This is a genomic window from Chimaeribacter arupi (genome assembly GCF_002858805.1).
In the GTDB taxonomy this organism is placed as follows: domain Bacteria; phylum Pseudomonadota; class Gammaproteobacteria; order Enterobacterales; family Enterobacteriaceae; genus Chimaeribacter; species Chimaeribacter arupi.
In genome coordinates this window covers 16,836-38,989 of the sequence record NZ_PJZI01000034.1, presented here as the reverse complement: position 1 = coordinate 38,989, position 22,154 = coordinate 16,836, and the positions used below count along the sequence as shown (strand labels likewise).

Genomic DNA, 22,154 nt, shown 5'->3' with positions numbered 1-22,154 from the left:
TCAGCTCCTTTTTTCAGTACGGGAAAGCGCCAGGCGGTACAGCATAAACAGGCCCAGCGACAGCAAGACATTAATGACCGCAATCGCGCATGCGGCCGTGTAATCCGACTCGAGGATCGCTTTGCTGTAGACCATCATCGGCAGGGTATTGACCCCTTTCGCGCCGATAAACAGCACAATGCCGAACTCATTCGTCGCCAGCAGCAGGCATAAACTGCCGCCTGCCAACAGGGCGGGGCGCGCAGCCGGGAAAATCACCTGGGTGACCACCCGTAACGGCGGGGCGCCCAACACACTGGCCGCTTCCAGCAACCCGCGGTCAAGCTGGCGCAGTGATGCCATCAGCGGACGCATTACCAACGGTGTGAACACGGTGATTTCGGCCAGAATCACGCCCGGCATCGAATAGAGGAAATCCACCGGCGGTAAGTCGAAATCAAAAAAGGTCATCAGCCCGCCGTTAACCAGGCCGGCCGATCCGTAGATGAACGTGAAGGCCAGCGTGATCAGAAATGTCGGCAGCGCAATAAAAGTATCAATGATCAGGCTGATAAAACGGCTGCCGGTGAACGGGATAAACACCAGAATCAGTGACATCACACTGCCGAGGATCACGCAGCCCAGCGTGGTGAACAGCGCAATCTGCAACGTATTGCATAGCGCACTCACAAAGCGCCGCGATTCAAACACCTGCAGGAAGGTGCCCACGCCCGCCCGGCCACTCTCATCCTGCAGCGCCTGTTGCACAATCAGCAGCAGCGGATAGAAAAACAGCGTCGCCAATACCAGCAGCGGCAACAGCAGCCAGGCATGGCGTTTCAGCGACGCCCGCGCCATGGCCGGGCGCGCAAGCGTGATGTTCTCAGACATGGCCCACCTCAAGCACCATCGCATCTTCCGGCTCAAACCACAGCGATAAACGGTCGCCCGCTTTCGGCAGCGGCGAGAGCTGGGTGAGCACCACACGCACCGTTTCACCTGCCACATCACACAACAGGTGGGTTAAATCCCCCTGCCAGTGCAGGGCGGTTAAAGTGGCATGGAAGCGGTTGCTGCGTGCGGTCCGCTGATGCAGCGTGATGTGTTGCGGGCGTACGCACAGCAATTTATGGCGGCTGCGCATGTCGCCCAGCAGGGTGGCGTTGACCAGGGTGCCGCCACAGCTGACGGACACATCCCCCTCGTCAGGATCCTGTGAAAGCAGCGTCGCCCCCAGGATATTGGCGCGCCCCAGGAATTCGGCCGCAAAGCGGTTGGGCGGGTATTGATAAAGTGAATGCGTTTTGCCATACGCCACCATCACGCCGTCTTTCATGATGCCGATCTTATCGGCCAGCGTCAGCGCCTCGGTTTGGTCGTGCGTGACGTAGAGAATGGTCATCTCCGGCAATTCACGGTGCAGGCGCGCAATCTCTTCAACCATCGCATGGCGGATTTGCGCATCCAGGGCTGACAGCGGCTCATCGAGCAGCAGCACCTGCGGTTTGGTGGCGATCGCGCGGGCAATCGCCACGCGCTGTTGCTGGCCGCCGGAAAGCTGGTGCGGGTAACGCGTTGCAAAATCGGCCATCCCGACGCTTTTCAACGCCTGCTGAACCCCGGCATTAATCAAGGGCTTCGGCTGTTTCTGCGCGCGCAGGCCAAACGCGACATTCTCTTCTACGGTCAGGTGGGGGAACAGCGCATAGTTTTGCACCACCATCCCAAGGCCGCGCTTATAGGGCGGCAGCGAGGTGATGTCATGCCCGCCCATCAAAATACGGCCGCCTGCCGGTGGGATAAACCCGGCAATGGCGCGAAGCACCGTGGTCTTGCCCGAGCCGGACGGGCCAATTAATGCCAGCACTTCGCCGGGTTCAATGGTCAGGGACAACGGTTTCAGCACCACCTGATGCTGATACTGCACCCGCAGATTATCCAGCACGATGCCCGACGTGTTCGTGACTGCCCCAGGGGCGGGTAAGGCGGTTTTCATCAACATATCTCTTACTCGCTGTCGGTGACCTGATGCCAGCGGGCAATGTCCGCCGGGAGGGTTTTCGCCACGGTGTCCCATTCCGGCTGCCAGATGTTTACCCCCTCCAGCGCCGCTTTCGCCTGTTGGTAATGGCTGTCGGACGGGGTGATGTCATTACGTACCGGCATGCCCCAGGCCAATGAACTCACCTGCGTTTGCGCCGCCTTATCCAGCAGGAAGTTGATCAGCTTTTTACCGTTTTCCTGTTGCGGCGCATTCTGCACCAGGCCAATCACATAAGGCAGCGCCAGTGCGCTGCGCTCACCTTTGGCATTGGCGGGCCAGAAAACATTGATGTTCGGGTTCTGGGCTTTCTGTGCCAGGTTCATTTGCAGATCACCATTGGCGACATACAGCTCGCCTTTATTGACCAGGGCTGTCAGCTTGCCGGTAGAGGCAGAAGGGCCGACATTGTTGGCCTGCAGTTTGCCCAGGTAGTCAAAACCGGCCTCTTTGCCGCCGAAACTGTGGAATGCCTGCAGCATAACGGCGGTGCCGTCGCCTGCCTGGCCCGGTGTGGAGTACTGCAATTTGTTTTTGTAGCGGCTGTCGAGCAGGTCATTCCAGCTGGCCGGCGGGGTTTTCAACAGTTTGGCGTTGTAGATGAAGCTGAGGTAGTTGTTCACCAGTGGGGCATAGTGCGCCGTGGTGCCGGGGATATGGGCGGCGGCATCAGGCGTAAACGAAGCCAGCAGGTTCCCGCCTGCGGCACGCTGAATAAACGGCGGCACTGTGACCAGCACATCAGCCTGCGGATTGCTGCGCTCTTTTGCCAGGCGTTCCACAATGGCGCCGGAACCGCCCTCGACATAGCGCACGGCAATGCCGGTTGCCTGCGTGAATGCCTCAAATTCGGCCTTATACCAGCTGTTCTCCCCACTGTGCAGCCCATCAGCAGAGTAAACAGTCACTACGGAGTCTGCCCAGGCCGGGCTTGATGCAACAGCAATAACAGTAAGCAGGACAAGTCGTGAACGTTTCATTTATCAGCCTCATCAGAGCAAAAAGGGTATCTGGACTGTACCAGAAGAGCTTTTTACGCTAATGGCTTTATGTGACAAAACAATGAAACAGGCAAAAAAACCCTGGTCATGGCTGAACAGGGTAGGGGGCCGGGCAAAATTAATGGGTGGTGACTTCAATACGCAGGCTGTCGTGACGCCAGTATTCGATGTCGTAATCCAATACGCGGCCATGCTGATCGTAATTAAGGCGGCTTAATTGCAGTGCCGGTAAACCTTCCATAATGCCCAAGGCCGCCGCCGCGTGTGCCGGTACGGAAGTAGGGAAAAACGTCAGGTGCATACTGGTGTAGGTCAGGCCGTAATGGGTCTGGTAAACCTCCGTCAGGCTGCCGTTAAGATCGTGGCGCAGCAGTTCGGGCACTCTGGCCGGCAAACAGTGGTTTTCACAATAGCAAATCGCCCGGCCATCAGCATAGCGCAGGCGCGCCAGCAGGTAGACCTGATCAAACGGCTGTAATTCAAGGGGTTTCATAACGTCCAGCGGTACGGTGGTCAGGCGCCCGTTCAGCAACACGGTCTTCGGCTCACGCCCCTGTTCCAGACAGAGTTTATGGAAGTTCGTGTTCTGCGTGGGATCAAGCCATAGCCGGGCAGGGGTAACAAACCAGCCTCGCCGATCGGAACGGTAGATCACCCCGCTGGCTTCCAGCTGCGCCAGGCTCTCGCGGATAGTGGTTCGCGTGGTGGTAAAAATGGCGCAAAGCTCACGCTCTGACGGCAATTTATCCCCTGTTTTCAGTGCGCCGCTCTGAATCCGGGCCTGAAGTTCAGCCTTAATAAGCAGGTATTGCGGAATATCCGTGGTTAACGATTTCATGCTGGCTCGCTGCAATTTTTGACATGCCATTATACATGCCCAGATGAATTTTTTGTTGCAAGGCCGATTTCCCCTTGTTACGTCAAAACCAGATCACTAATAATGAAAATCTGGTATAGACCAATGGTGAAAACATGAATCCCCGACACTCTCTTTTATTGACGCCCGGCCCGCTGACGACTTCCCGTACGGTCAAGGAAGCTATGTTGTTTGACAGCTGCACCTGGGATGATGACTACAATCTCGACGTGGTACAGACCATCCGGCAGCAACTGGTGTCGCTCGCGACCCAGGCACCCGGCTACACCTCCGTTTTGCTTCAGGGCAGCGGCAGTTATGCCGTGGAGGCGGTGCTGGGCAGCGCGGTTGCCGCTACCGATAAGGTGCTGATTGTCAGCAACGGTGCCTATGGGGCGCGCATGGCGGAAATGGCATCGCTGATGGGTATTGCTTACCACGTTTACGACTGTGGGGAGGTTCATCGCCCGGATGTGGCTGATATGGAAAATATCCTGCGTGACGATGCCGGCATTACGCACATTGCCATGGTGCATTGCGAAACCACTACCGGAATGCTGAACCCGGTGGCGGAAGTGGCGGGGCTGGCACAACGCTACGGTAAGGTGTTCATTGTTGATGCCATGAGCAGCTTTGGTGGTATTCCTTTTGATATGGCTGAGCTCAATATCGATTTTCTGATCAGCTCCGCCAATAAATGCATTCAGGGCGTGCCGGGGTTTGGTTTTGTGATTGCCCGCCGGCCGGCGCTGGAGGCGTGCAGAGGCCGCTCGCGATCGCTCTCACTGGATCTGTACGCACAGTGGCGCTGTATGGAGGATCACCAGGGTAAATGGCGTTTTACCTCGCCGACGCACACCGTACTGGCCTTCGCCCAGGCCTTGAAAGAACTGGCAGCAGAAGGCGGCATTACGGCCCGTTATGCGCGTTACTGCACCAATCAGCGCACGCTGGTCGCCGGGATGCGTAAGCTGGGCTTTAAGACACTGCTTGAAGACACGCTGCATTCGCCTGTCATCACTGCTTTCTATTCCCCGCATCATCCCGCGTATCGCTTCAGTGAATTTTATCAGCGCCTAAAAGCGCAGGGCTTCGTGATCTACCCCGGCAAAGTGTCGCAGAGTGATTGTTTCCGGATCGGTAATATCGGCGAAGTGTATGAGGCGGACATCATCCGGCTGCTTGCGGCTATCGAAAACGCCATGTACTGGCAAAAATAAGGACATCCTATGCAACGTATCAGTGCTGTAGTGCTCGATTGGGCCGGAACCACCGTCGATTTTGGCTCCTTCGCGCCAACGCAGATTTTTGTCGAAGCTTTTCGCCAGGCTTTTGGGGTAGAGATCACCCTTGAAGAGGCCCGCATTCCGATGGGGTTGGGCAAATGGCAGCACATTGAGGCGCTGGGCAAACTGCCTTCAGTAGACGCGCGCTGGCAGGACAAAGTAGGGCGTGCAATGAGCAGGGAGGATGTCGATGCGCTGTATGACACCTTTATGCCGTTGCAGATCGCCAAAGTGGTTGATTTTGCAGAACCGATTGCCGGTGTTGTGGAGGTCATCAGCCACCTGCGTTCACAGGGCATCAAGATTGGTTCGTGCTCCGGCTACCCGCGCCCGGTGATGGAGCGGCTCGTTCCGGCTGCCGCAGCGGCAGGGTATGCGCCGGATTATTGGGTGGCCGCTGATGACCTCGCCGCAGGCGCACGCCCAGGGCCCTGGATGGCCTTGCAGAATGTCATCGCCTTGGGGATTGAGTCAGTGTCTCACTGCATAAAAGTCGACGATGCCGTTCCCGGCATTGAAGAGGGGTTGCGTGCGGGCATGTGGAGTGTCGGCGTGTCGGTGTCCGGCAATGAATTTGGTGCGACCTGGGAGGCGTTTCAGCAGATGGACGCGGCAGAGGTTGAGCGTCGCCGTAACCGGGCAGCAGACAAGTTACGGGCCGCCGGGGCGCACTACATCATTGATACACTGGCAGAATTGCCGGCAGTCATTGAGCAGATCAATGCACGGTTACAACAGGGCGAACGCCCGTAAAACAGGACAGGGCCGGTTGACTTGGGGAGCGCAATAGCTCACTGGGAGACGCAAATCACAGGCAATAAAAAAGCCGCGAACCCTTGCGGGCTGCGGCTTTCTCACTGTTTCCGGCCTTATCTGGTGATAACCGGAAGCTTATTTGGTGGAGCTGGGGGAGTCTGTTTGTTTTTCTTAAATATATGTATTTAATGTGTTTTATTGTTCTTAGGATCTTAGTGTAGGCCTAAGTGTAGGCCTACGTTAGTTGGTCAGTCCGTATTCGTTTTCAACTAATCACCCATTTACGAAGCACTTGCGTGTTGCCAACAAAAATCTGAAGTAACACAAACTAGTTCCTATAGGCAGCTTTGAGCGAAGAGCGGAAGTTCGCAACTTTCACAACTACATGATTAGCATTGAAGTGTCTTAATCAACGGGGATCAGGTCAAACACAATTGGGAGAGTACCCAGTTACTAGAACTCATCTGCAGATAGCATCCCTAACCTGATAACCTCCGCTTAAGTGGAAATCAGCTGCTTACATAAGTTTTTCGGCAAAGATGCCGAACTGGCAGCAAGCAGGCTGTGCTATCTTATCGTTATAATCTCGGAACGACTGATTAGCCCGATTTTTCTAATGGCTTGAAAACATTCAACTGGAAATCTCGCTATTGCTGCATCTTATCTCTACAAGCGCAGCAGCGTTATAATCAATGGAATGATCGACCCGTGATGTAGGGCTACCAAAAAATTCAACACCCGACATAATCATATTGCCGATATTTTCTCGCTGTTTATTACTGAGGCTGTCCCACCACTCAGGAGATGAGTATGTATTTTCAGCTTTTGCGAAGAAAAAATACAGGAGAGTGTTGAAAATCCTGTCAGTTGGAGTCTTAATCAGTGACCGCACAAAACGTCTGATAATTGTTGAAGTTCCCAGCCAGCTGAACACTACATATCCGTTACCTTCGCTGGAAAAAGCATTGAAGCAGACCTGCTCCGTCGACACGGTAAGATTGTTCAAATCCTGAATTTTAGCCCCATCGAAATCCCTTTCCGGTGAAAGAATTGATGATACCGCAATGGGCAATGGTTCTGAAAAAGTGAAGATAACACTTTCAATTTCTGAAAACTGTCTGCTAAGCAGAATGCGGTCGAGGTTAGTTTTAAGATTATTTAGTTCAGTCATTGCTGCATTCAAACCGCTTTGATGCAGTCTGACAAATTCCTGAATATAGACCTGTTCGGCCTGTAACTTTCCTTTATCGGCTTTTTTAGCAAAATCGGAAGACCGCCACCCCCCCTCCTTGGCGTAAATTTCTTTAGACAACGAACGAAACATTAGGGCAAAACACTGCTCGTCTGTGCCTGTAAATTTTTCGTTCTCTAGACATGAAAATAAGATTCTGTCGTGAACTGCACAAAATCCGGTAAAAGTGGATGCCTGATTGATACCGATCTTCTCGGGAACCCATCTTCCGTTGTTTCTCATCAGGCTCGGAAGGTTCATTACCACCCCCATGACATGATTACTAGGGTCGGCGATCGCCTTAAGGCTACTGCTTTTAGACAGCGTGTGCGCCTGAACGATGCGTTTATCACAATCTTCGTGCATGGATGCTGGCGCATAACACGCCTTTCTCTGTGAATTAGACTTTGAAAATTTCAGGGCTTCGGCTTTGGATACCGGTATTTCACGATCTCGATCGAGATGGCACTTTTTATACTTAAGTCCTGAGTTGCACCAGCACTTATCATTTCTTCCTAACTTCACCTTATCGTTTTCCATGAAATTAATGCTCTCTGACAAAAAATGTTCACTAAAAATAGGTATAATTTACCACTCCTGCAGCTAAAAGATCACCTGCAACATGCTCAGCATTAAATCTTTCTAGCATCATTATCCCTCTCTATTCTCAAATCAGGAGTTGCCTATGTGCGGAGGATTCATAGATACATAATCTTACCCATCAATAGTGGACACGCGAATATAAGTGAGTCCCGCCCTCAGCCTGAGGTTGATCACTCATGACAATACAACATCAACCCGCATTAATGACCAATATCCGTAGGCTAAATGTAACATGAGCAATATCCGCTCTTGGCATATAGCCGCCAGGCAAAATAGGAGTTGCGACATTCAACAATAGCCTGAATCAAAGTAATTATTCTTTTTCCGAACATAAAGCCTGCAAGACGTGTTCTGCAACGCCGTTAACTACAAAGATTTCCTTAGAAACTCATCACACTAGTCACTTTTTTAAATTTATGCATAAAATTCAATAAATTAAATAGTGATTACTATTCTCTGATGTATCCACAACTCATCACATCATAGTGATTACTCATCATCTTCAGCCCATAAAAAAACCGGCCTAAGCCGGTTTCTGGTTTGTGTGGTTATCATACCTCGCATTTGGGCAGCCAGTCAGACTCGCTGTCATCGTGCAGCGTTAGGTTGGTTTGAATGCCGTTATTGGTTTTGCGCTTGAGTAACTCTTTCTCAAACTCTTTAAGCGTCTGTGGCACTGCCAATCCGAATGCCGTCAGGCTCATAGGGTGCTGATGACCGCGTGACTCCATAAATGACAAGTACGCGTGATAGAGATAGCGGCGCGGGTTTATCGGTCTGATGTTGGCATTGCCGATATACAGCCCGTTCGGCGTGCTCAACGGCATCAGGTAACCACAGAAATCAACCAATGGATCAGCGCTGCGCTTAATGTCGAGCGCTTCGCCGGAGGTCTGCTGTGCCTGCAACAGCGTGCGCGCCTCGTTCGGTTCGGCAAAACGCTGCATCAGGTGACGCACTATTACCGGCAACTCCTGGCTAATTTTGTCCAACAATTGCGGGTCACGCTCATTGGTCGGGATGGCATCCGGGAACGGTAGGATAACCCGGCGGCGGGAGACGCCACCGCTGCGGTCACTAAAGCGCATCGGGTTATTGTTTACAGCCAGAATGACCGCCGGAATATGTGCGGAATACGCATCGCGGTATTTCGGGTCGATAGCTACGGCATCACCGCCGGTAATGGCTTTGATGCCCGCACCGTCACCGCTCCACTTCTCCTGGTCAGGCAGAATAATCAGCGAGAAGCCCACCACGGATGCGCGATCGCGTGACGACTCCAGCGTGTCGATAGTCGCCGAGGTGGTGTTGTCCTTACCGGCCAGCAGGGTGGCGATAGCCGCCATCACACTTTTACCGCTGCCGCCGGGGCCGGTTACCTCCAGGAACATCTGCCAGTCATAGCGGTTTGCCAGCACCATAAATAACGCCGCGAGGATACGCTCTTGTTTGTCGTGATTGCGCCCGGCGGCTCGCGTTAACCACTGCCAGAAGTGCGGCGCATGGTCGGTGAGGTTTTCACCCGGTTTTGGGGCAGAGTAGTCAACGCTATTTACGGTACGCAGCCAGTGCTCTTTGCGGTGCGGATTAAAGCTGCCGGTCACCGTATCAAAGACGCCATTACGAAAACCTATCAGGCGGCGGGCAGGCTCGCCCATCTGCGGCACCATCAGTTTAAGTGTATCGAGAATACTGTTAATGCCTGACGCCGAGAATGGGGCGCGTACCTTTTGGAAGAGTGCGGCAATCTCGCGACTAAGTTGACGGTGCGGTAATACTTGCCATGCGCCTTGCTCATAGCGGCACAGTTCTTCTCCTACCGGCGGCACGGCCAGCGTATTGCCGTAGTGCTGTGCCAACAATTCAGCCTTTTCACTGGCGCTCATGGCTTTCAGGTCGGCATCACTGACGGAATCAAATGGGCTTTTATTCTCAGGCTGGGTAAAGGCGGCCAGCATGGTTTGTGTAGCAAGGCTGCCCTGTGCCTGGAATACATCATTCCAGTCACCCATTACCGGCGGCAACGCTGGTTTGCCGTCGCACAGTTGCGCCGCTTCTTCGGCTTTGCTTTGGCCGGTATCGTTCACATCGTTATCCGCTGCTATCAACATCAGCGCATCAGGATGCTGTTCACGCAGCAGCAGCGCCAGGCTGGGTAGATTGTTAGCGCTGAGCGCAACATATACCGTATCACCGGTAAGGTGATGTACGGTCAGACCTGTCGCGTAACCTTCGGTCAGCCATAACACCCTGCCGTCAGAGTGGCCGAGTCGGTGAAACGCGCCCTTTACCTGACCGCCCGACAATGTGCGCTTTTCACCATCGGCATTAATCAGTTGTATGTTTACGGTCTCATCATACCTATCGTTGAGCGGTAACAGCACATCACCGGGATGATAAGTGATACCGCCAACGCGCACGGTTTTGCCTCGCAGAGTAAGGGTCTGAGTATGTGACAGCCCCTTACCGACTAAATAGGCGTTATCTTTCTGGTAAGCACCGGCATCGACTAATTGCCTGGCTTGCTGAGCGGCCTCAAGCTGTCGGGCTGCTTTATCCTGTTCGGCTTGTAGCGGCATACTGACCGATATGATCGGCAGTGTACCGAGAAGCGTCGCCACCTTTCCGGCAGCTTCTTTGGTGCTGACTTCAAGGGCTTTCTCTACCAGGTTTAGACCGTCCCCGGCCCCGCACTGATTACACATCCAGGTACCGCGCCCGGCCTGGTTATCAAAACGAAAACGGTCTTTGCCGCCGCAAAGTGGGCAAGGCGTATGCTTACCGGCGGCGTTGATATGAATGCCCAGCGCGGGCAGAAGTTGCGGCCACTGGCCGACTGCCGCTCGAACGGTGTCGGTTACGATTTGCTTCATGGTATGCATCCTTAATGCAGCGGGGTAGTGCGTGCCGCTGCAAGGCGGCTGCAAAACAGTTCATCCATCAGCTTCTCGCCAAGATGGGTCAGGCGTGGCGGTGCGGTCAGCACATCGGGCTGCACCATTTCACTTAACATAGTGCAGGCCATTTCCATGCCGGTTTGCAGACCATATTTAGTCACGTAATAGCTTTCCAGCTCTAAAGCGATGCGCATCTGCAACTCATCGAGTGAGGCGGCCACGCACAGGCCGTAATGCGTACAGGCATTGAGATAACCCTGCGCGATAGCATGTCGATAAATAGCGGTGCGTACTTCAATAGGCAGATAGACAGAATTAGATGTTGCCATGCGCAGCGCTCCCCGTGTCAGCAAACATCAACGACTCACAGGTATTAACTACCTTGCCAAGTTGATCAGTGAGCAAAGCCACCACAGACGCCAGCCCTTGTTCGTCAGGCGTTTTACGTACATCAAGAGTGTTCAGCCTTTCCATCATGTCCAGGACAGTTACGCCTACGCAGTGTGCATGCTGTAAGCGCAGAAAATCCGCGTGTGGAATGGGATAGTGGCTGGTTTGGTTATATCGTGCGGCCAGAGTATTCATGCAACCCCCGCCTGATGTGACAAGCGGCCTGCAAATGCCAGGATGTAGTCACGGGAAAACACACGGCGTGCCGCATGCTCATCATCAGCCACCGTGCGCAGCATGCAGGGACGTGAAGCACTGTCGGCGCGGCGAATCGCGGCAAAAATAAAGGTAAATTCAGGGCGAGAAGATATAAGGATCGTAGCCATTAGGGCAGCCTCCAATAAGTAGCAATAACAGCTACCACCAGAGTTCCTACGCTCAGGGGTGGTAGCCCAGACGGGGGTAGGAATACCGGCCTTATTGGAAACCGGCCAGCCCGAAGGCTGCCCCGCCTGAGCCACCATTATCTGACAGCACCAGCGGCATGAATTCCGCTGTGCAAAAAATGGATGCACTGAGGCAACGACGAAAAAAAACACGCTCGACGCGTGTTGTGTCGCCAATAAGTAACTCGGGTTCCTACGCCCGGCTGCCGATTTTGCGGCAGCGGAAAAACTATAGCGTTCAGGCTTGCCAGAGAAAAGGCTTTTTTCACGCATGGCCGCTTCTCCCTACATGATCGATCAGGATGTGATCGGACTGCGGAGGATTTGATCGGAAATGATCTGCTTGCCTGTTTGTCATTTTGCTCATGCCTGCCCTACCTGAACGCGTGCGGCGATACGTGTCTGCATCCAGTTATCAATTTCTGAGGCCAGCCAGGCAACATTTTTGCCGCCAAGAGAAATTTGGGAAGGGAACCTCTCACGGCTGATTAAATCGTAAATCGTAGAGCGAGACAGGCCACAAATATTGATGACCTCCGGCAGACGCATGAAGCGATCACGCGGGTATGAGACTTCTTGAGCATGAAGGTTTGCTGGAGTTGAAGAGGGAAGAATTGCATACATGGCGTTATCTCATTTGTATCCGGTCGGCATCGCCTGCTACCGGTTGTGTCTTGGAATAACCCCCTATTTTGAGAATATTTTCGGGCTTGTAAACAACCCTTAATCACTCACTGATTACGATTTTAAGTTGAAAAAACAAGCTGTTGTTGAATATTGTTGAATATGGTGCAACGTAGTGTAGCTGAGTACATTCTGAGTAAATCCAATTACTTTTTAGAATATAAATTGCTTTTTTAATAGAAAAATATTTCAAAGAAAGGCTCGCCAGAAAAAGCCGTATTAAAGCCCTGTGAAGACTTATGAAGAGTAGGTGAAGAGTTAGAAACCAACTGTTCATATTGTTACTTATTGTATTTTCTATATTTTTATCTTGGATGAACAGTAGTGAATAGTCTTATAAAAGATAGAAATTCAAATTCAGGGATGGCGCGCCTACATCCTCTGTTTGCTGAGCGATAGGCAAGAATTAATGAAATGATTTGTCCTGTGGTACGCAGCAGAATGGCCTCATCCTTTACAGACGATGAGTAAGACCATGAACACCCAAGAACAGGCACCGACTTTACTGATGGATTTTGAGCAAGCCCGCGCCACTCATACCGAGAAGATGAGGCAGTACAACAGTATCTGCGCCGATATTGACCGCTGTGAAAAAGAGCGTCAGGCGGCAATTGAGGCGGGGAAAGAAGCGGAAAGCAACTGGCGCACGCGTTTTCGAACTCTACGCGGTAACCTTACCGACGAATTGCGTGCTGAACACGCCCAGCGTATCGCCAGCCGCGAATTAGCAGATGAGTTTAATGGTCTCCTGGAAGAGCTGGAGATTGATAAAGAAGCCGCCATGCTGAGCTGCTGCACGAGCGGAGAAAAGTATGTTGCCTCTCATCGTTCAGTGTTCACTGAGTTTGCTGATGTCCATTGGCAATCGGCAGTGCGCAATGTCAGCCCGTCTTTACTCTGGGCAATTAAGTTGCGTCTACAGCGTGAGTATATTTCCCGCTCGTTTGTCGGTGAAGATCGTAACCCCGTAAAAGACGTTGCAGAACTGGTAGGTAAAGTATTGATTGATGCAGCGATTGCATTGCCTGATAACGCACTGGAAGAAGCCCCAGTGCTTGAAAACATTGGTATCCGGCGTCCGGCCCTGACTGGAGTGGATATGATGCTCTATAACAGCCCTATAAAACGCAGTCAGCGATTTACTGCTCTGGAAGAAAAGCGTAAGGCAATTGAGAAAGGTGCTCAGCAATGATGCATTGCCCGTATTGCAAAAGCTCAGCGCATACCAAATCGAGTCGCTATATGTCTGCGCAGGTGAAAGAGCGTTATCACCAGTGCACAAACTTGGAGTGCTCCTGCACATTCAAAACCAACGAGAGCATTGCAAAGATCATCACTGCGCCATCTCAACCGAGCTAAGCCAGGGGCCATGCAGAAATTAAGCATTTCTTAAGTGGGCAGGCCCCTTTATGCAGCCTATCAACCTCAACAGCCGCTGGAAGCACAGCGGCTTTTGTATGGCCGCTACTTGTTTGTGAAAGACCTTTTTCTGGCTAGCCTATAGTTGAAAGAGCCATGCATGCCTAGAGTGCATGGATTTGCATGCAGTAAAGATGTGGATTAGAGAACAACAAAGCCATACCGGGCGTGGCTCCGGCATGGCTATGCAGTTGCATGAAAAACGCTGCATAAAGCGGGCAGGCGAGGAGGGGATAGCATTGCGCGCATGATATTAAAAATTCTTTTGTCGACCGTTAATACAGGGCCTTGAATTTCTAAGCTATAATTACTATATAAAATATGAAAACATAGAGAGGTAATTACAATGGATAGGTATCATATAACAAAAGATGGTGGGGAATGGAAGTTGAGAAAAGAAGGAAATAAAATTGCAAGTAAAACAGCTTCTACTAAAAAGGAAATAATACAGGAGATGCAGAGTTTTATGAAAGGTAAGACCGGAACTGTCAAAATACATAATGAAAATGGCACTATTCAGGAAGAAAGGACATACCAAAGGAAAGATGACCCTAAAGAGTCGAAAGGATAATATTTTAATACAGTAAATTTTTTAATTTTTATTCAAAGGTACATAAAAATGTTGGTTGATTTTTGCTCTAGGCCAGCAGGTTTCGCTGGCCTACATTCAAAGGTAAGTTTTGAAATCTTCAATCCACCTTCTTAAGGTTGAAGCTCTTCTTTTAGCGGTAGCTTCACTAAGACCCATGGATTTCTCCAAAAGAAAATTAGTGGCAGTTTCTGGATTTACTTCAATTATTTTTTTCTTATTATCATATTTCAACCATGCCCAGCCACACTCAGAATTCTCAAAACTCTCAGCTAATAAATCATAAGCCTGATGAGTACTATCTGTATTAGCAAGCTTCCAACCCAGGGGGGTTAGAATAAGACTATGAGATTTAATCAAGCCTAAGAGGCCTGCTGCCGTTTTATAATAATTAATTTGTCTTGGAGTAATGTTTTCTGTTTCTGCTGTAAATGGCTGATTTTCGGAAATTTTCTTCACAAATGTAATAAGTCTAGATAATTCATCAGCTTGAGGAACTTTGCTGCTAGGAATAACAGTTTGATTATACTCTGTTATTTTTTCTTCAATATTATCTATTTCTTCAAAATCAATTACAGATAATGTGGCTCCAGTATTTGATCGGATTTCAAACTTTAAGCCATATTCTTTTAAAGCTGACAAAAGGTCTTCAATAGCTTCTAGATTGAAATTCGTGTTAATCAATTTCTGAATTTCATTCTTTTTTATATAATTAAATAAATTTATAGAGTTTACTAAAAGCTCACTATTATGATTTGCTGAAAATAGCACTTTATAAGATCCTGTTTCTGCAGCTTGCGGTACTAAAGAAGTATCCTTTAATTTAAGAGATGCAGTGATTGAATCATAAAGGTTAGACCATGAATTAATTATTCTTTGAACGGGTTGCCACTCGATTTTCTTAGAGGGCTTTTTATGAAAAATCCTTATTTCATGTTGATTATCATTGAAATAAAAATCTTCAATTTTCTTCTCAATTAAATTAAAATTACCCAGGCTGTCCTTTGTAATAGAAAAACCAAAGGGCGGAAGCGCTTCAATATCAATATCACGGTTATTCAATACTGAAAATTTCGCCTCTTTATCTTCATCAAAAGGTGTTACAATTTTAATAACTGATTTATACAGGAATACATCTCTAATTTGGATTTTGCTTTGTTCTACTCTTTCTATTTCTTCATTATTGATTGCAACATAATACCAAATGTCGGCAGTATCCTCCTCATCAGCCCAATGAACTAAATAGTTTTTATTTAGTTTTTTAGAAAAAACAATAAATAGTCGAGGGACATCATAAAAACTATAAGTTTTTATTAACTCCAGATTTCCAAGTTTTTCCGTTTTAGGTAAGTAATACATATAATTATTCCAAAACTTTGAAATTATTTTCTATGCCAGTATTAAGCCTTAACCAGGTCTCAAAATGAGAATTTTCGTCTGGCTCAGGTTGCATTTGACCGTGTAGAGGCTCTAATGATCCATAAGCTATGAACTTCCTGCGCAATGCTTTAAACATCCTTTGTAAGTCTTTGATTTTTTGATGTTCTCTATACATTGAGGTTCCGAAATCAGCAGGGTCGCAAGCCTTTTTTTTACAAAAAGGCTCTTTATTATGACCAACAAAATCATCTGCACATGGAGCTTTGGCTTTAACTAATCTATATGCATCACCAGCTGCATCTATAGCATCGCTAGGGGGAACATAATCTAGGTTAAAGTCATCAGGCCAAGGATATGCTGAGTAGTCCATTAATTCTCCTTTTAGATGATGTTAAGCCTTTCCCTACTAATTTCTAATGCATAATCGCTAAGGTCATTACCAAAAAACCTACGATTCAAATTTAGGGAGGCTACACCGGTAGAGCATGCGCCCATAAATGGATCGCATATTAATTCCCCTTCAATAGTACTTTGTTTTACTAAAATTTCTAGTAAAAGAACTGGTTTTTCCGTAGGGTAACCTTTGTTTACGCGAGGTACAGCAAGCACATCAGGTATGGATAGATCGTTCAATTTACGCTTCCCTTTTTCGAAGAAAAGTATAAATTCATACCTAGCTCTATAATGATAACCCATTCCCAAACGCACTTTATCCCAAACGATTGGCTTCCAAAACCTGAATCCTGCTCTTTCAGCTATGGGCTTAACAAAAAAAGCTGTTTCTTGATCACAAAAAAGATAAAAATGTGTATTTTTTTTTAAAACTCTATAAATTTCCGTGAATAATTCTTCAAATCTTTCGTTCGGGAAAATTTTAAACCATTGATTACTAGAGCTTTTGCTTATAGCTAATCTGGTTGTCGTTCCTATCTTTCTATGTTTCTCAAGTGATTCATAGGGAGGATCAGTAATCAAAAGATCTATAGATTCATTTGGTATTGATCTGAGCCATTCTACAGCGTCTTGGTTATATAAACATAAGGTAGATTGGCTGCTAGGTATTTGTAACATGTAAAGTCCTATTAGGTTTTTTATTGTATATTTATACAGTTAAACCTATAGAGAATCAATGAACTATAAATTCCATAAATATCAGGATATTAAAAAATAAGTCTATGATATTAGGGGTGGAAATTACTAAAATATCATAGATATACAAAGTTTCCCCACCAAGTCATCAGCTCTTTTCGTTGTTGAAGATATGTTGAACGATTATAGGCCCGACGCACCTCGTTTTTATGAATATGAGCTAAAGCGGCCTCTATAAGATCTGAGTTAAAATCCGCTTCATTTAGAGCGGTACTTGCGATAGCGCGAAGGCCATGAGCAACTAATCTACCCCCATAACCTATTCTTTTTATTGCAGCATTGGCAGTCTGGCTATTCATAGCTTCTTTAGGATTATTACGGCTAGGAAATACATGCTCCCGATTTCCACTGATTGGTAGCATAAAATCAAGAATTGCAATAGCCTGTTTTGGTAAAGGCACTATATGCTCCCGCTTAGCCTTCATGCGTTCCGCAGGGATAGTCCATAGCCTTTTCTCCAAATCAATCTCATCCCAACGCGTGCCAGCGGCTTCAGCAGGGCGCACCAGGGTAAGCAGTTGCCATTCTATTAAACAGCGCGTTTGAAGAGAGAGGTTAGACATCGAAAGCGAGCGCATCAGCTTAGGCAATTCTTCAGGCCGTATGGTAGGCATATTAAGCTTCTGAGGCTTCTCAAATGCTTTACCAATACCTGATGCGGGGTTCGCATCAATCAGCCCCGTATTGACCGCATAGGTCATGATCTCATTGATACGCTGAACTAAGCGCCGTACTGTTTCCAATGCACCACGTGCACGGATTGGCTCTAGCGTCTGGATCAGTATGCGTGCTTTCAATTCCTGGATAGGGACGCTCTCTAAAGATGGCAGTACATCCTTTTCTAAGGATCGCCAGATGTCTTTAGCGTGCTCTTCCGAAACACTCTTACGCTTCAACTCAAACCAACTTTTAGCGACGTTGATGAACAGACTTTCAACAGCTATCTGAGCTTGCTCGGCCTCTTGGGCAACTTTTTGCTGGGGGTCAATGTCCTTTACTAACATCGCCAGATGATCGGCTCTAAGTTGTCGGGCATCAGCTAGTGATAGGGCAGGGTAGTTGCCTAAAGAGATGGTCGTTCGTTTTTTAATGCCTGGGCGGAGATAACGAAAGCGCCATGATTTTTTACCACTAGGTTTGACGATCAGGAACAGGCCGTCTCCATCATGCAGACTAAGTTCTTTGTCAGTAGTACGCGCTTTCTGTACTTCAGTATTGGTGAGGGGTCGGGCAACTCTTGGCATCCAGAGGGTTCGTCCATGTTTTAGGCCTACGTTTTAGGCCCATATCATAACGTAGGCCTAAACGTAGGCCAATAAACTCTGGATTTGGCTAGATCACCTCGGATGATTACAGACACAAAAAAGCCCGCAAACCTAGGTGGGATGCGGGCTTTCAGGACTTTCCCGGACAGTGCCGGAACATAATGTGGTGGAGCTGGGGGGATTTGAACCCCCGTCCGAAATTACTACGCCGTCGGTACTACATGCTTAGTCCAATCTTTACATTCGCCTGTCAGCTGCGGATGGACACGCCACTAACAAACTAGCTTGATTCGTTTTAACGCTTCAACCCCAAGCTAGGTCTCCACGCGATCTCTTTTGGGTTTGACCTCTCTTGATCCCCGTCCTAAGAGCGGAGGCTAGGGAGAGAGGGCTCTCAGCAGGTTATTAAGCTGCTAAAGCGTAGTTTTCGTCGTTTGCGACTATTTTTTTGCGGTTTTTTAGCGAGGCCTACCGCACCTCGGCATGCACCTTGGGTTTCGCAAATCCCGTCGAATCCAGAATCAGCCCCAAGTACTATCGGTAAGTATACCAGAACTTTACCATGCAACGCCAGTCACTTAACGGTTTGCATTTTTCATGATACGGGCTTTGTCTACCTGCCACTCACGCGCGCGCGTGTCTTCGCGCTTATCGTGCTCTTTTTTACCTTTAGCCAGGCCGATTTTGACTTTCGTCCAGGCGTTTTTCCAGTAAAGAGACAGCGCCACAATGGTGTACCCATCGCGGTTTACCGCACCGAACAGAGAACTCAGCTCTTTGCGGTTAAGCAGCAATTTACGGGTGCGCATAGGTTCACACACCACATGTGAGGAGGCAACGTTGAGCGGCGTAATGGTGGCACCAAACAGAAACGCTTCGCCATCGCGGAAAACGACGTAGCTGTCACTGAGGTTGGCTTTACCAGCACGCAGCGATTTAACTTCCCATCCTTGCAAAGCAAGACCGGCCTCGATCTCTTCTTCGATGAAGTATTCGTGGCGGGCGCGCTTGTTCATCGCAATGGTCGCGGAACCGGGTTTATGTGCTTTTTTCTTAGTCATAGTGGTCGTTATTATACCGCATGGTGTGGCGAATGAAATGCCTTAGGCCAGAAGCGCTTAGCCTTTTTATGCTCATCTGAGCTTTTCAGGGTAAGCAGTTTTTTGTCACAGGGCAGATAAATGTTATTATCTGTACGTTTTAGACACACAGGAAATGATATGCCTCAGATCAGCCGTTCTGCGTTGGTGCCCTTCAGCGCTGAGCAAATGTACCAGTTGGTAAACGATGTTAATTCCTATCCGGAATTTTTGCCAGGCTGCACCGGTAGCCGGGTATTGGCCGAGGGACCGACCGAGATGATGGCGGCCGTCGACGTTGCGAAAGCGGGCATCAGCAAAACCTTTACCACACGCAATCTGCTCTCCAGTAACCAAAGCATTAAGATGCACCTGGTTGATGGGCCTTTCCGCAAGCTGATGGGGGGATGGCATTTTATCCCACTCAGCCCGGAAGCCTGCAAGATCGAGTTTAACCTGGATTTTGAGTTCACTAACAAACTGATTGAACTGGCGTTTGGCCGGGTCTTTAAAGAGTTGGCGGGCAGCATGGTTCAGGCATTTACGCAACGCGCCAAAGAGGTCTACAGTGCCTGAGATCCGTGTCGAGGTGGTGTATGCCCTGCCGGAACGCCAGTACCTTCGCAGCGTGACGCTGGAAGAGGGCAGCAGTGTAGAGCAGGCTATTATGGCGTCCGGCATTCTGGAACAACGCACGGAGATAGATTTGGCCGTCAATAAAGTCGGCATCTATAGCCGGCCGGTCAAACTGGCGGACAGCGTCAGCGACGGGGATCGGGTTGAAATTTACCGGCCACTGATAGCTGACCCCAAAGAGCTTCGCCGCCAGCGCGCAGAGCGGGCAAAAAAATAAGGTGCCAAATGGCACCTTTTTTATCATCTTCAGCATGGGACAACCATGATAGCCTGATTGGCCACTGTCAGTCTTTCTGGCCTGTCAGTGTGGCTTTGTTATCCATGTTGGTCAGAACGCCATTGCTGTCAAAGGTCAGTGTCAGTGTCTGTTGTGAGACATCTTCATGCCCTGGTTGCTGACGGAAAACATAGAACCAGGTGTTATTCCCGAATGGGTCTTGCAACATCGGCGTACCCAAAACATAAGCCACTTGCTGCTTAGTCATGCCGGTATGAACCTTGGCGACGTCAGCGGGAGACAAGTAGTTCCCCTGATTGATGTCAGGCCGGTAAACCACCTTTTCCAGTGTTGAACAGCCTGCGGTTAGCATCACAAGAACCACAGCGGCGGCAGTCAGCAATTTACAGCGCATAGTAATCACATTCCTTTAGGGCATAAGATGCCGATAATAATAAACCTTACGGCAGTTGGGAACCTTTACGGGGCCCCTGTATGACCACAGGAAAGTAAAAAAGTTAACTTTTCTATGCAGCCAGCAACTCTTTGGCGTTGGCCAGCGTGTTCCGCGTGACTTCACTGCCGCCCAGCAGGCGGGCCAATTCTTGCAGACGGGCGCGTTTATCCAGCCGCACCATGGTGGTTTCCGTCGCTTCACCATCGGTTTGTTTACTGACGAAGTAGTGCTGGTGCCCACAGCCCGCGACCTGCGGCAGGTGGGTCACACACATCACCTGGGCAGATTCGCCCAACTGGCGCAGCAGCTTGCCGACAATGGCAGCCGTCGGGCCACTGATACCCACATCTACTTCATCGAAGATCAGGGCCGGGGTATCCATCTTACGGGCGGTAATCACCTGGATAGCCAGCGCAATACGCGAGAGCTCACCCCCGGATGCCACTTTAGCCAACGCCTGCAACGGTTGGCCAGGGTTGGTCGTGACCTGGAATTCAATCTGGTCCGCTCCCTCTGCGCTCAGGTGTTCCGGATTAAAGTGAATGTTGATCTGGAATTTACCGTGCGGCATAGAGAGCGCCTGCATACTCTGGGTAATCAGGGTAGTGAGTTCATCCGCATAGGCACGGCGTTTTTCACTCAACTGGGCGGCAATCCCGGCCGCTTTGCGGTGATGGCGGGTTACCGCCTCGCTCAGCTCTGCCTGACTGTTTTCCTGATCGTCCAGCGCCTGTTGTTCATCCAGCAATTGCTGGTAGAGCAGCGGCAACTCTTCCGGCGAAACACGGTGCTTGCGTGCCAGCGACAGCTGGCGTGACAGGCGTTGTTCCAGCTCATAGAGGCGGTTTGGGTCAAGGTCCAGACGCTGGCTGTAATGGCGCAATTCATCACTGGCTTCACTGATCTGGATAGAGGCTTCTTCCAGCATGGAAAGCAGCTCTCCCATTTTCTCATCGAGTTCTGCCAGTTCGCCCAGCTGGTTTTTCGCGGTGTAGAGCTGGCTGAGAATGTTCTGGTCATCGCCGTCTGCCAGAAGATAGAGCGTCTGCTGGCTCAGCGAGAGCAGTTGTCCGCTGTTGGCCAGGCGTTTGTACTCACTGTCAATTTGCTCATACTCGCCCATAACCGGGGAGAATTCGTTCAGCTCTTTCAGTTGGTAGTGCAGCAGCTGGCGGCGGGATTCACGCTCGCTCATCAGTTGTTGATGTTGCGCCAGGGCGCGGCAGCTCTGGTGCCATTCCTGGTAGGCACTGCGCATGGAGGCCAGCAGCAGCGGCTCGTCCGCGTAGGCATCCAGCAACGATTTCTGGTGCTCCGGGCGCAGCAGCAGCTGATGCGCGTGCTGGCCGTGGATCTGGATGAGATGCTGGCCCAGCTCACGCAGCTGGGAGAGGGGCACCGGCGTACCGTTGATAAAACCGCGTGAGCGGCCATCGGCACCGATAGTACGGCGTAACAGGCATTCACTGCCTTCATCCAGTTGGTTTTCGGCCAGCCAGTCACGGGCGGAAGGGGTATCGGCCAGGGTAAAGCGGGCACACAGATCGGCACGGGCCGCGCCGTTACGCACCATGCTGCCATCCGCGCGGCTACCCAGGCACAGGCCCAGCGCATCAATTGCAATCGACTTACCTGCACCGGTTTCACCGGTGATTGCGGTCATTCCTGTCTGAAAATCAATGTCCAGCTCACGGACAATTGCAAAGTTACTGATAGTGAGTTGAGCCAGCATAGCCACCTTCCTGTACATAACTACAGAGCTGTAATTGCGTACAGTATAATCTGGAATTATA

The 22,154-nt window shown here is 49.9% G+C and carries 24 protein-coding genes and 1 other RNA gene; 7 read left to right on the top strand and 18 right to left on the bottom strand.

The features are described 5' to 3' along the window. From phnU to phnR, 4 genes are all read right to left on the bottom strand, one after another. Entirely contained in the window at positions 1 to 870 is an 870-nt protein-coding gene (gene phnU, locus CYR52_RS17760) for a 2-aminoethylphosphonate ABC transporter permease subunit (RefSeq protein WP_101829081.1), read from the bottom strand. Continuing rightward, positions 863 to 1,981, bottom strand: a complete 1,119-nt coding sequence (phnT, locus tag CYR52_RS17755) for a 2-aminoethylphosphonate ABC transport system ATP-binding subunit PhnT (protein ID WP_072930149.1) — start codon at positions 1,979 to 1,981, stop codon at positions 863 to 865. The genes phnU and phnT overlap by 8 nt, the downstream gene beginning before the upstream one ends. 5 nt (positions 1,982 to 1,986) lie before the next feature. Then, positions 1,987 to 3,000 (bottom strand): 2-aminoethylphosphonate ABC transporter substrate-binding protein, encoded by a 1,014-nt coding sequence (gene phnS / locus CYR52_RS17750; protein WP_072930150.1) that lies wholly within the window; start codon positions 2,998 to 3,000, stop codon positions 1,987 to 1,989. Between the two features lie 139 nt (positions 3,001 to 3,139). Beyond that, on the bottom strand, positions 3,140 to 3,859 hold the full coding sequence (gene phnR, locus CYR52_RS17745) for a phosphonate utilization transcriptional regulator PhnR (RefSeq protein ID WP_072930151.1): 720 nt from the start codon (positions 3,857 to 3,859) through the stop codon (positions 3,140 to 3,142). 134 nt (positions 3,860 to 3,993) lie between these two features. Here phnR and phnW point away from each other — a divergent pair, with 134 nt between their 5' ends. Continuing rightward, positions 3,994 to 5,097, top strand: a complete 1,104-nt coding sequence (gene phnW / locus CYR52_RS17740; RefSeq protein WP_101829080.1) for a 2-aminoethylphosphonate--pyruvate transaminase — start codon at positions 3,994 to 3,996, stop codon at positions 5,095 to 5,097. Between the two features lie 9 nt (positions 5,098 to 5,106). Next, entirely contained in the window at positions 5,107 to 5,916 is an 810-nt protein-coding gene (phnX, locus tag CYR52_RS17735) for a phosphonoacetaldehyde hydrolase (RefSeq protein ID WP_101829079.1), read from the top strand. Positions 5,917 to 6,550: 634 nt separating this feature from the next. Here the strand turns inward: phnX and CYR52_RS17730 are convergent. The 6 genes from CYR52_RS17730 to CYR52_RS17705 all read right to left on the bottom strand — a co-directional run bounded on the left by CYR52_RS17730 (position 6,551) and on the right by CYR52_RS17705 (position 12,110). Then, positions 6,551 to 7,690, bottom strand: a complete 1,140-nt coding sequence (locus CYR52_RS17730; protein WP_420912796.1) for an SEC-C domain-containing protein — start codon at positions 7,688 to 7,690, stop codon at positions 6,551 to 6,553. Between the two features lie 614 nt (positions 7,691 to 8,304). Beyond that, positions 8,305 to 10,626, bottom strand: a complete 2,322-nt coding sequence (locus CYR52_RS17725) for a primase-helicase zinc-binding domain-containing protein (RefSeq protein ID WP_101829077.1) — start codon at positions 10,624 to 10,626, stop codon at positions 8,305 to 8,307. A gap of 11 nt (positions 10,627 to 10,637) precedes the next feature. Further along, a complete protein-coding gene (locus tag CYR52_RS17720; RefSeq protein WP_101829076.1) occupies positions 10,638 to 10,979 on the bottom strand; it encodes a DUF5375 family protein in 342 nt (113 codons plus the stop codon). Next, positions 10,966 to 11,235 carry a hypothetical protein gene (locus CYR52_RS17715; protein WP_101829075.1) on the bottom strand — a complete coding sequence of 90 codons (270 nt, stop codon included), beginning with the start codon at positions 11,233 to 11,235 and terminating at the stop codon, positions 10,966 to 10,968. The genes CYR52_RS17720 and CYR52_RS17715 overlap by 14 nt, the downstream gene beginning before the upstream one ends. Continuing rightward, positions 11,232 to 11,759, bottom strand: coding sequence for a host cell division inhibitor Icd-like protein (locus CYR52_RS17710; RefSeq protein WP_101829074.1), 528 nt, complete (start codon positions 11,757 to 11,759; stop codon positions 11,232 to 11,234). Before CYR52_RS17710 ends, CYR52_RS17715 begins: the two co-directional genes overlap by 4 nt. A gap of 90 nt (positions 11,760 to 11,849) precedes the next feature. Next, positions 11,850 to 12,110 (bottom strand): helix-turn-helix transcriptional regulator, encoded by a 261-nt coding sequence (locus CYR52_RS17705; RefSeq protein WP_101829073.1) that lies wholly within the window; start codon positions 12,108 to 12,110, stop codon positions 11,850 to 11,852. 535 nt (positions 12,111 to 12,645) lie between these two features. Here CYR52_RS17705 and CYR52_RS17700 point away from each other — a divergent pair. From CYR52_RS17700 to CYR52_RS17690, 3 genes are all read left to right on the top strand, one after another. Next, on the top strand, positions 12,646 to 13,362 hold the full coding sequence (locus tag CYR52_RS17700) for a hypothetical protein (RefSeq protein ID WP_101829072.1): 717 nt from the start codon (positions 12,646 to 12,648) through the stop codon (positions 13,360 to 13,362). Further along, entirely contained in the window at positions 13,359 to 13,529 is a 171-nt protein-coding gene (locus CYR52_RS17695) for an ogr/Delta-like zinc finger family protein (protein ID WP_101829071.1), read from the top strand. The genes CYR52_RS17700 and CYR52_RS17695 overlap by 4 nt, the downstream gene beginning before the upstream one ends. Positions 13,530 to 13,935: 406 nt before the next feature. Then, complete coding sequence (locus CYR52_RS17690) at positions 13,936 to 14,160, top strand: DUF2188 domain-containing protein (RefSeq protein ID WP_101829070.1); 225 nt, start codon at positions 13,936 to 13,938, stop codon at positions 14,158 to 14,160. 96 nt (positions 14,161 to 14,256) lie between these two features. Here CYR52_RS17690 and CYR52_RS22470 read toward each other — a convergent pair whose 3' ends face one another. The 6 genes from CYR52_RS22470 to smpB all read right to left on the bottom strand — a co-directional run bounded on the left by CYR52_RS22470 (position 14,257) and on the right by smpB (position 19,033). Continuing rightward, positions 14,257 to 15,537 (bottom strand): DUF6575 domain-containing protein, encoded by a 1,281-nt coding sequence (locus CYR52_RS22470; protein ID WP_146001349.1) that lies wholly within the window; start codon positions 15,535 to 15,537, stop codon positions 14,257 to 14,259. Positions 15,538 to 15,541: 4 nt separating this feature from the next. Continuing rightward, complete coding sequence (locus tag CYR52_RS22465) at positions 15,542 to 15,928, bottom strand: hypothetical protein (RefSeq protein WP_146001348.1); 387 nt, start codon at positions 15,926 to 15,928, stop codon at positions 15,542 to 15,544. Positions 15,929 to 15,939: 11 nt separating this feature from the next. After that, positions 15,940 to 16,629, bottom strand: a complete 690-nt coding sequence (locus tag CYR52_RS17685) for a DNA-methyltransferase (RefSeq protein WP_101829069.1) — start codon at positions 16,627 to 16,629, stop codon at positions 15,940 to 15,942. A gap of 134 nt (positions 16,630 to 16,763) precedes the next feature. Next, positions 16,764 to 17,951, bottom strand: a complete 1,188-nt coding sequence (locus tag CYR52_RS17680) for an integrase domain-containing protein (protein ID WP_101829068.1) — start codon at positions 17,949 to 17,951, stop codon at positions 16,764 to 16,766. Between the two features lie 185 nt (positions 17,952 to 18,136). Further along, positions 18,137 to 18,501: a transfer-messenger RNA gene (gene ssrA, locus CYR52_RS17675) on the bottom strand. A 49-nt stretch (positions 18,502 to 18,550) separates the two neighbouring features. Next, positions 18,551 to 19,033 (bottom strand): SsrA-binding protein SmpB, encoded by a 483-nt coding sequence (smpB, locus tag CYR52_RS17670; protein WP_072930154.1) that lies wholly within the window; start codon positions 19,031 to 19,033, stop codon positions 18,551 to 18,553. A 159-nt stretch (positions 19,034 to 19,192) separates the two neighbouring features. Here smpB and CYR52_RS17665 point away from each other — a divergent pair, with 159 nt between their 5' ends. Then, positions 19,193 to 19,627: a type II toxin-antitoxin system RatA family toxin gene (locus tag CYR52_RS17665; RefSeq protein ID WP_072930155.1), complete on the top strand. Its 435-nt coding sequence runs from the start codon at positions 19,193 to 19,195 to the stop codon at positions 19,625 to 19,627. Next, entirely contained in the window at positions 19,620 to 19,904 is a 285-nt protein-coding gene (locus tag CYR52_RS17660; RefSeq protein ID WP_101829066.1) for an RnfH family protein, read from the top strand. The genes CYR52_RS17665 and CYR52_RS17660 overlap by 8 nt, the downstream gene beginning before the upstream one ends. A gap of 67 nt (positions 19,905 to 19,971) precedes the next feature. On the opposite strand, the gene bamE is transcribed toward CYR52_RS17660, so the two are convergent. Together bamE and recN are read right to left on the bottom strand one after the other, a co-directional pair. Next, positions 19,972 to 20,319, bottom strand: a complete 348-nt coding sequence (gene bamE, locus CYR52_RS17655; RefSeq protein ID WP_072930158.1) for an outer membrane protein assembly factor BamE — start codon at positions 20,317 to 20,319, stop codon at positions 19,972 to 19,974. A 112-nt stretch (positions 20,320 to 20,431) separates the two neighbouring features. Next, a complete protein-coding gene (gene recN / locus CYR52_RS17650; RefSeq protein ID WP_072930160.1) occupies positions 20,432 to 22,093 on the bottom strand; it encodes a DNA repair protein RecN in 1,662 nt (553 codons plus the stop codon). Positions 22,094 to 22,154: the final 61 nt, after the last annotated feature.

Coding starts and splice junctions, on each gene's coding strand:
- phnX (WP_101829079.1), top strand. CDS start 5,107: ATGCAACGTATCAGTGCTGTAGTGCTCGATTGGGCCGGAACCACCGTC.
- CYR52_RS17685 (WP_101829069.1), bottom strand. CDS start 16,629: ATGTTACAAATACCTAGCAGCCAATCTACCTTATGTTTATATAACCAA.
- CYR52_RS17690 (WP_101829070.1), top strand. CDS start 13,936: ATGGATAGGTATCATATAACAAAAGATGGTGGGGAATGGAAGTTGAGA.
- CYR52_RS17730 (WP_420912796.1), bottom strand. CDS start 7,690: ATGGAAAACGATAAGGTGAAGTTAGGAAGAAATGATAAGTGCTGGTGC.
- CYR52_RS17680 (WP_101829068.1), bottom strand. CDS start 17,951: ATGCCAAGAGTTGCCCGACCCCTCACCAATACTGAAGTACAGAAAGCG.
- phnW (WP_101829080.1), top strand. CDS start 3,994: ATGAATCCCCGACACTCTCTTTTATTGACGCCCGGCCCGCTGACGACT.
- smpB (WP_072930154.1), bottom strand. CDS start 19,033: ATGACTAAGAAAAAAGCACATAAACCCGGTTCCGCGACCATTGCGATG.
- CYR52_RS17665 (WP_072930155.1), top strand. CDS start 19,193: ATGCCTCAGATCAGCCGTTCTGCGTTGGTGCCCTTCAGCGCTGAGCAA.
- recN (WP_072930160.1), bottom strand. CDS start 22,093: ATGCTGGCTCAACTCACTATCAGTAACTTTGCAATTGTCCGTGAGCTG.
- CYR52_RS17700 (WP_101829072.1), top strand. CDS start 12,646: ATGAACACCCAAGAACAGGCACCGACTTTACTGATGGATTTTGAGCAA.
- CYR52_RS17720 (WP_101829076.1), bottom strand. CDS start 10,979: ATGGCAACATCTAATTCTGTCTATCTGCCTATTGAAGTACGCACCGCT.
- phnU (WP_101829081.1), bottom strand. CDS start 870: ATGTCTGAGAACATCACGCTTGCGCGCCCGGCCATGGCGCGGGCGTCG.
- phnT (WP_072930149.1), bottom strand. CDS start 1,981: ATGTTGATGAAAACCGCCTTACCCGCCCCTGGGGCAGTCACGAACACG.
- CYR52_RS22470 (WP_146001349.1), bottom strand. CDS start 15,537: ATGTATTACTTACCTAAAACGGAAAAACTTGGAAATCTGGAGTTAATA.
- CYR52_RS17725 (WP_101829077.1), bottom strand. CDS start 10,626: ATGAAGCAAATCGTAACCGACACCGTTCGAGCGGCAGTCGGCCAGTGG.
- CYR52_RS17705 (WP_101829073.1), bottom strand. CDS start 12,110: ATGTATGCAATTCTTCCCTCTTCAACTCCAGCAAACCTTCATGCTCAA.
- bamE (WP_072930158.1), bottom strand. CDS start 20,319: ATGCGCTGTAAATTGCTGACTGCCGCCGCTGTGGTTCTTGTGATGCTA.
- phnS (WP_072930150.1), bottom strand. CDS start 3,000: ATGAAACGTTCACGACTTGTCCTGCTTACTGTTATTGCTGTTGCATCA.
- phnR (WP_072930151.1), bottom strand. CDS start 3,859: ATGAAATCGTTAACCACGGATATTCCGCAATACCTGCTTATTAAGGCT.
- CYR52_RS22465 (WP_146001348.1), bottom strand. CDS start 15,928: ATGGACTACTCAGCATATCCTTGGCCTGATGACTTTAACCTAGATTAT.
- CYR52_RS17715 (WP_101829075.1), bottom strand. CDS start 11,235: ATGAATACTCTGGCCGCACGATATAACCAAACCAGCCACTATCCCATT.
- CYR52_RS17710 (WP_101829074.1), bottom strand. CDS start 11,759: ATGCGTGAAAAAAGCCTTTTCTCTGGCAAGCCTGAACGCTATAGTTTT.
- CYR52_RS17695 (WP_101829071.1), top strand. CDS start 13,359: ATGATGCATTGCCCGTATTGCAAAAGCTCAGCGCATACCAAATCGAGT.